This is a genomic window from Aequoribacter fuscus (assembly GCF_009910365.1).
Lineage (GTDB): Bacteria > Pseudomonadota > Gammaproteobacteria > Pseudomonadales > Halieaceae > Aequoribacter > Aequoribacter fuscus.
In genome coordinates this window covers 3,087,786-3,095,392 of record NZ_CP036423.1, presented here as the reverse complement: position 1 = coordinate 3,095,392, position 7,607 = coordinate 3,087,786, and the positions used below count along the sequence as shown (strand labels likewise).

At 46.4% G+C, this 7,607-nt stretch carries 8 protein-coding genes; all 8 read left to right on the top strand.

The window, feature by feature from the left end; translation table 11 throughout:
* Window positions 1-43 precede the first annotated feature (43 nt).
* The 8 genes from rpmH (at window position 44) to EYZ66_RS14150 (ending at window position 7,606) form a co-directional block, all read left to right on the top strand.
* Window positions 44-178, top strand: a complete 135-nt coding sequence (rpmH, locus tag EYZ66_RS14185) for a 50S ribosomal protein L34 (RefSeq protein ID WP_009575330.1) — start codon at window positions 44-46, stop codon at window positions 176-178.
* 24 nt (window positions 179-202) lie between these two features.
* Entirely contained in the window at window positions 203-616 is a 414-nt protein-coding gene (gene rnpA / locus EYZ66_RS14425) for a ribonuclease P protein component (RefSeq protein ID WP_009575329.1), read from the top strand.
* Window positions 597-830 (top strand): membrane protein insertion efficiency factor YidD, encoded by a 234-nt coding sequence (yidD, locus tag EYZ66_RS14175; protein WP_083814354.1) that lies wholly within the window; start codon window positions 597-599, stop codon window positions 828-830. The genes rnpA and yidD overlap by 20 nt, the downstream gene beginning before the upstream one ends.
* A 5-nt stretch (window positions 831-835) precedes the next feature.
* A complete protein-coding gene (gene yidC / locus EYZ66_RS14170) occupies window positions 836-2,500 on the top strand; it encodes a membrane protein insertase YidC (RefSeq protein ID WP_009575327.1) in 1,665 nt (554 codons plus the stop codon).
* Entirely contained in the window at window positions 2,500-3,882 is a 1,383-nt protein-coding gene (gene mnmE, locus EYZ66_RS14165; RefSeq protein WP_160195713.1) for a tRNA uridine-5-carboxymethylaminomethyl(34) synthesis GTPase MnmE, read from the top strand. The genes yidC and mnmE overlap by 1 nt, the downstream gene beginning before the upstream one ends.
* Before the next feature lie 405 nt (window positions 3,883-4,287).
* Window positions 4,288-6,180 carry a tRNA uridine-5-carboxymethylaminomethyl(34) synthesis enzyme MnmG gene (gene mnmG, locus EYZ66_RS14160; protein WP_009575325.1) on the top strand — a complete coding sequence of 631 codons (1,893 nt, stop codon included), beginning with the start codon at window positions 4,288-4,290 and terminating at the stop codon, window positions 6,178-6,180.
* Window positions 6,173-6,829, top strand: a complete 657-nt coding sequence (gene rsmG / locus EYZ66_RS14155) for a 16S rRNA (guanine(527)-N(7))-methyltransferase RsmG (RefSeq protein WP_009575324.1) — start codon at window positions 6,173-6,175, stop codon at window positions 6,827-6,829. The genes mnmG and rsmG overlap by 8 nt, the downstream gene beginning before the upstream one ends.
* Window positions 6,830-7,606, top strand: a complete 777-nt coding sequence (locus tag EYZ66_RS14150; protein ID WP_009575323.1) for a ParA family protein — start codon at window positions 6,830-6,832, stop codon at window positions 7,604-7,606.
* The last annotated feature ends 1 nt before the right edge of the window (window position 7,607 follow it).

Here is a 7,607-nt window from a genome sequence, read left to right as displayed (position 1 = left end):
ACGGGTCTTTGGCCTTAAACAATATACTTTTTAGGTGTAAATCATGAAAAGAACTTTTCAGCCAAGCGTCTTAAAACGCAAACGTACTCACGGTTTTCGCGCTCGCATGGCTACAAAGTCAGGCCGTCAGCTTATTAACCGTCGTCGCGCTAAAGGTCGTAAGCGTCTGTCTGCTTAATCGTATCGGACCTTCTTTGGTTCTGTGACCGATTCAAAGCAAGATTCCTCTTTTGGTCGGCACAAACGATTGCTGACCAAAAGCGATTATCAACACGTTTTCGATAACGCGCCCTTCAAAGCCAGCTCTCAATCCTTTCTGCTACTCGCAAAACCAAGCCTCGGCGACACGTCGCGTTTGGGCCTTGTTATTGCAAAAAAACACATCAAAACTGCTGTTGGACGCAATCGCGTGAAACGACAAGCTCGCGAACTTTTTCGGTGTCAAAAAGAGGGCGCTTTGCCTCTAGACATGATATTGTTGGCGCGCTCAGGTGCTGGAAGCTTGGACACAAAGTTTATACGAATTGCAATTACGAAAATGATTGAAAAAGTGCAAACTCAAGCCTCACGAAACGTTAGTGAACATCGTAAAGCCAATGCGTCAGTTGCTGATTAGTTTTATAAAGCTGTATCGTTTGCTTTTAAGCCCCTTTTTAGGGCGAAACTGCCGCTTCTATCCAACCTGCTCTGAATATGCAATCGAAGCCTTGCACGAGCACGGCGCTTTACGTGGATCAATACTGACTGCCCAACGATTGGGTAAATGCCATCCGTGGCATGATGGTGGGTATGACCCTGTTCCAAAAACTCAACAAACCGTAAATAAGTGATCACTATGGACATTCAACGCTACGCACTCATTGGCGCCATAGCCGTTCTTTCATGGATGCTACTGACGGAATGGGTCATCTTTAAAGATAAGGCGACTGAACAGCAAGCTGTCATGACACCAGCTTTTGCGCCGTCCGAATCCGTCAGTTTAGATGACAGCAGCTCTGACATTCCCAGTATCATTGACGCCTCTGATGAGTCATCCCTAGGGCTTTCCAACGCGACAAACCAAGGGGTCATAAACGTCACTACCGACACCTTAGTAGCTACCATTGACCTTCAAGGCGGAGACATCGTCTACGCGGGCCTGCGCGACTACCTGGCTAAGATCGACGACCCTTCTAATCCTTTCGTTTTACTGGAACAAAATGCCCGACGTGTTTACGTTGCACAAAGTGGCTTGATCGGTCCAGATGGGGTCGACAGTAAGGCCCGAGCTCAATACCGAAGCGAAGAAGCAAACTATGCACTGGCGGACGATCAAGCCACCCTTTCAGTAAAGCTTTATCATACCGATAACGCTGGCCTCTCCGTAGTCAAAGAGTTTGTCTTCAATCGTGGTACCCACTTAATTGATGTCAACTATCAGCTTTCTAATAGCGATGTAAAATCGAAGACCGTCTACTTATTTGGACAGTTGAAACGGGATAGCTCAGCTGATCCCTCCAGCGAAAATTCTGGAATGGGCTTAGCGCCATTTTTAGGTGCGGCGACCAGCAACGCCGATGACCGATTCAAAAAATTCAACTTCAAAGATATGCTGGAAGAGCCTTACAAAGCACAAACACAAGGCAGTTGGATCGCCTTGATTCAGCACTACTTTTTAAGCGCTTGGATACCCAACCCAGACAAAATACACACCTATACGACCCGGGTTACCAAAGACGGCTTCAATATCGCTGGGTTTTTGAGCCCGGCTACTGTCGTTGCTCCGGGAGCCACGGCAACCACAAGTGCACAACTGTACGTGGGGCCAAAAGATCAATACACCCTCGAGAAAATATCGCCATTCTTAGAGCTAAGCGTCGATTACGGCTGGCTTTGGTGGATTGCACAACCTCTTTTCTGGCTGCTGACAAAAATTCACGGATTAGTTGGTAATTGGGGCGTTGCTATCATTCTGCTAACGGTTCTCATTAAAGGTGCTTTTTTCAAACTTTCAGCAGCGAGCTACCGCTCAATGGCTAATATGCGCCGCGTACAGCCCAAAATGGCTGACATACGTGAACAATACGCGGACGACAAACAAAAACAAAGCCAAGCGATGATGGAGTTGTATAAGAAGGAAAAAATCAACCCCATGGGCGGATGCCTTCCCATTCTCGTGCAAATGCCTGTGTTTATCGCTCTTTATTGGACGCTGATGGAAAGTGTCGAACTGCGCCATGCACCATTTGCCTTATGGATTAACGACCTTTCTGTTATGGACCCTTACTTCGTGCTTCCAATTCTTATGGGCGCCAGCATGTGGTTTATGCAGAAACTGAATCCACCACCACCAGATCCAATGCAAGCAAAATTGATGCAATGGCTACCCATTGTATTTACGTTTTTCTTCTTGTGGTTCCCTGCAGGCCTCGTACTGTATTGGGTAGTCAATAACTTGCTGTCGATGACACAGCAATACATTATTACCAAGCAAATAGAGAACTCAGCACCTCAACGCTAATGCACGTAGGCCCCGCTTCCGACACAGATACCATCTGTGCTATCGCCACACCGCCCGGACGAGGTGGTGTTGGCGTCATTCGAATCAGTGGGCCCAGGGCATTAGCCATTGCGAAACAACTTTCTTCTATTACTAACATTGCGCCGCGAACTGCTCATTTTAGTTCTTTTAAAACACCTGACGGCGAGTTAGTCGACACAGGTTTGCTGCTTTTCTTCGCAACTCCCCGGTCATTTACCGGAGAAGATGTCGTCGAATTACAAACACACGGTAGCCCTATCGTATTGAATCGTCTGCTCGCTGAAATTTGCGGCCTGGGTGGTCGTCTTGCAGAGCCTGGCGAATTTTCTAAACGCGCCTTCTTGAATAACAAACTCGATCTCGTGCAAGCAGAAGCCATTTCTGACTTAATCAATGCTAATACAGAGACTGCCGCAAAAAACGCCCAAAACTCCTTACAAGGCGCTTTCTCTAGCCACGTTAACGGCTTACTCGCAAAAATTATTGGCTTACGCGTTTTAGTTGAAGCAGCCATCGACTTTCCAGAGGAAGAGGTCGATTTTATTTCGGAGCTCGATGTTCAAACCCAACTCAACACAATAATAACCGAGACCGAGTTGACGCTTAACCAAGCGAATCAAGGACAAATCATTCAAGAAGGCCTTACTGTTGCATTGGTGGGTGCTCCAAATGCAGGAAAGTCGTCTTTACTTAATCAACTCTGCGGACTCGATAAAGCAATCGTGACCGACATTCCAGGCACAACCCGAGATACCCTGGAAACGGTTGTGAATATTAAAGGCGTCCCTGTTACCTTTATCGATACTGCAGGTCTTAGACTAACAGACGATGTTATCGAACAAGCAGGCATTCAACGCGCCGTTAATACCTTAGAACGCGCCCAGTTGGTTCTATTTTTAATGGACGCGAGCGCAACATCCGAACAATCTGTAAGTTTATTTACATTACTCCCGTCAAACCTAGCTGAGGCTTGCTTAGCGCACCCATTCATTGGTGTCAGTAATAAGATTGATTTACTCGACGGTCCAATACCTCAGATACAAGAAGCCACCACGAATGTCAGTATCGCCGCAAAAATGGGGCTTAATATCGAGGGATTAAAGCAAGCCATTATCGATGCTGTTGGCCTCCACCCTGAATCAGAGCATCTTTTTTCCGCACGGCAACGTCACATATCTGCGCTTCAATCAACTCTCTCGGCTCTTAAAAATGGCTTTGTTCAGCTTCAAGAGCACGCCGCTTCAGAATTACTAGCAGAGGATCTTCGACTTGCTCAGCAAGCTATTAATTCCATAACGGGTGAGTTTACAAACGACGACTTATTAGGCGAAATTTTCAGCAGTTTTTGTATCGGCAAATAGAGTTATCCACAATAACTCACAGCGAATCCACAACCATGTTGCTGCGCGCCAATACCTGTGAACAAACGATGTAAAACACCTTAGGGAAAACTGTACTAAAAACAACGCCTAATTGACCACGAGTTATACACAGATTTTACGTCGTATTTCCACCTAGCTTAGGCCACTTTTTACAACCTTTTTTATCGTCTTAACTAGTTAATTTTTAACAAAATTTTATCGTTTTACACAGAAAGTAGGCGCTCTAATAATTACTAGAATAAGAACTACATACCTAATATATATCTATTTATTTACATCGTTTTATATAAAGTGTCTTATTCAAAAACACCAAGAACAAGCTTTGGCTTGAACGAAAATTTACTCGTATAATGCCCCCCTTTTTCAAAGTAAGAGGGTTATGCAGTGGACTATCCACAGACCTTTGACGTTATCGTTATTGGTGGCGGTCACGCCGGCACAGAAGCCGCTTTAGCTTCAGCCAGGATGGGCTGCGCTACCTTATTGATTACTCACAGCGTAGATACTTTGGGTCAAATGTCGTGTAACCCTGCGATAGGTGGCATCGGAAAAAGCCACCTGGTGCGGGAAATCGACGCCTTGGGTGGCGCTATGGCTGAAGCGACTGACGAGGCGGGAATACAATTTCGAGTACTCAATTCTCGCAAAGGGCCAGCGGTGAGAGCGACTCGTGCACAAGCCGACCGGGTATTGTACAAAGCAGCAATTCGTAAACGTTTAGAGCAGCAATCGAACCTTTGGATTTTTCAGCAAGCGGTCGACGATCTCATTATCAAGGGCGATCGCGTAGAAGGTGTCATCACTCAAATGGGGCTGCGCTTTAAAGCGCCCGCCGTTGTACTTACCGCCGGTACTTTTTTAGCCGGTAAAATCCACATTGGTTTAGAGCAAAGCCAAGGTGGACGCGCTGGTGATCCTGCAGCGATGACTTTAGCTGCCCGCTTACGAGATCTCAATTTACGTGTTGATCGCTTAAAGACTGGAACTCCCCCAAGAATAGACGCCAGAACCGTTGATTTTTCTGTTATGCAAGAACAGTGGGGTGATACCCCCGAGCCGGTAATGTCTTTGATGGGCTCAGCTGCAACACATCCCAAGCAAATGTGCTGTTGGATAACGCATACCAATGCGCAAACCCACGAAATTATCTCGCAAAATCTTGATCGGTCGCCTTTATTTTCAGGTGTCATTGAAGGCACGGGACCGCGATATTGCCCTAGCATTGAAGACAAAATTCACCGTTTTGCCGACAAAGATTCTCATCAAGTTTTTGTAGAGCCAGAGGGGTTAACCACCAATGAGTTATATCCCAATGGGATTTCAACAAGCTTACCTTTTGATGTGCAGTATGCCGTAGTTCGAAGCATAAAAGGCTTCGAAAACGCCCATATTGTGCGCCCAGGCTATGCCATTGAGTATGATTTTTTTGACCCTCGAGGCTTGAAGCACACCTTAGAAACGAAAGCTATTGACGGTCTATTTTTTGCAGGACAAATCAATGGCACAACGGGGTATGAGGAAGCCGGCGCACAAGGGTTGATTGCCGGTTTGAACGCGGGCTTACGTGTTAAAGGTAAACCTGCGTGGTATCCGACCAGGAAAGAAGCCTACATTGGGGTGATGATTGACGATTTAGTGACTCACGGCACTGCTGAGCCTTATCGAATGTTTACTTCACGGGCGGAATATCGATTGATGTTGCGTGAAGACAATGCGGATCAACGATTAACGGCAATAGGTCGACAATTGGGGCTTGTTAACGATTTACGTTGGCAAGATTACTCGACCAAAATGGAGCAGCTAGCCGCTGAACATGAGCGATTAGCCAGCACATACATCCAAGCAAAAACACCACAAGCTGAAAAAGTTGAGCAAATTAGCGGTAAACCTTTGACGCGCGAGTACTCGCTGTTGGATTTGCTTAAGCGACCAGAATTACACTACCACGATATTGCCGATTTGAAAGGCGCTGCCTGCGAACGTTTAGACGTGGCTCAACAAGTCGAGATAGAATCGAAATATGCCGGCTATATCGCGCGGCAAGAACAAGAAATTCAGCGCATGGCGGGTCAAGCAGAGACTCAAATTCCAAGCGATTTTGATTATCAGTCGGTCTCTGGTTTGTCTAACGAATTGCGATCTAAATTGGAAGATGTTAACCCATTAACCCTGGATCAAGCGGGTCGTATTGCCGGTATGACACCCGCTGCGTTATCCCTGCTGGCCATTTACCTAAAAAAGCATCGATCCGATAAAGAAGTCAAACAAAGTGCCTAGTGAATCGGAGCTCGCGCTGCGACTGCAACAAGGGTTAGATCAATTGCAGCTGGCTTTGAGCGCGCAGCAGCAAGGACAACTACTGACTTATTTGTCGTTACTTCAAAAATGGAATAAAGCGTACAATTTAACCGCTATACGCGACATAGATGAAATGCTGGTAAAGCACATTCTAGATTCTTTAAGTGTAGCCCCCTTTTGTGGGGCAGCGACCAGTTTGCTTGATATTGGTGCTGGCGCCGGCTTACCCAGCGTGGTTCTTGCCATAGTGTATCCTGGTATGCGGGTCAGCGGCTTGGATAGCAATATAAAAAAAACACGTTTTATGCAGCAGGTTGGTTACGAATTAAATTTGACGAATTTTCATGTGCTTCATGCCCGAGCTGACACAGCCGATCTGAGTACGACCTTTGATATCGTCATTTCGCGCGCTTTTTCCTCGTTTAGTGATTTTGTTACTTTGGCACTACCTCGATTAGTACCCGGCGGTCAGATTTATGCCATGAAAGGGCGGTATCCCGAGTCAGAACTAGCCGAAGCTTCCTCGCTGTGCGATATTAATAGCGTGATTCCATTATCGGTGCCCTATCTATCTGAAGAACGGCACTTGATTACTGCTACTGCGCCGTCGACACAAAAGGTTAACTAAGTGCCACAGATTATCGCTATTGCAAACCAGAAAGGTGGCGTCGGTAAAACGACGACTTGCGTGAATCTAGCGGCATCTTTAGCGGCTATGAAGCGCCGCGTCTTATTGATCGATTTGGATCCACAAGGTAATGCCACCATGGGATCTGGCGTCAATAAACACGAAATTGACCTGACTGTTTGCGATGTGTTGTTAAATCGCGTTGAGATTACAAAAGCTATCGCAAGATCCGAGGTCGCTCGGTTCGATGTCTTACCTGCAAACAGCGATTTAACAGAGGCCGACGTAAAATTGATGGGAGAGATAGGCCGAGACTCCCGTTTGCGTAAAAGTCTGCAAAAAATACAAGATCAATACGATTACATTTTAATCGATTGTCCGCCGACGCTGACTATGTTGACGGTCAATGGGTTGGTCGCCGCTAACGGCATCATCATAGCAATGCAGTGTGAATATTTCGCGTTAGAAGGACTATCGGATCTACTGGAAACCATTGACGGGGTGAAAGAGCATTTGAATCCAACATTGGATATTGTTGGCATTTTGCGCACGATGTTCGACCCTAGGACCAGTCTGACCAATGATGTATCGAACCAGTTACATGAGTTCTTTGGGCCTAAAGTGTTTCGTACCGTTGTGCCTAGAAATGTTCGTTTGGCTGAGGCACCCAGTCATGGCCTCCCCGCGATGCATTACGATAAGCAATCCGCGGGAGCAAAAGCCTATTTAGCGCTCGCTGCGGAATTAGTGCGTCGCCAAAGTACAGCAAACAGGTAAT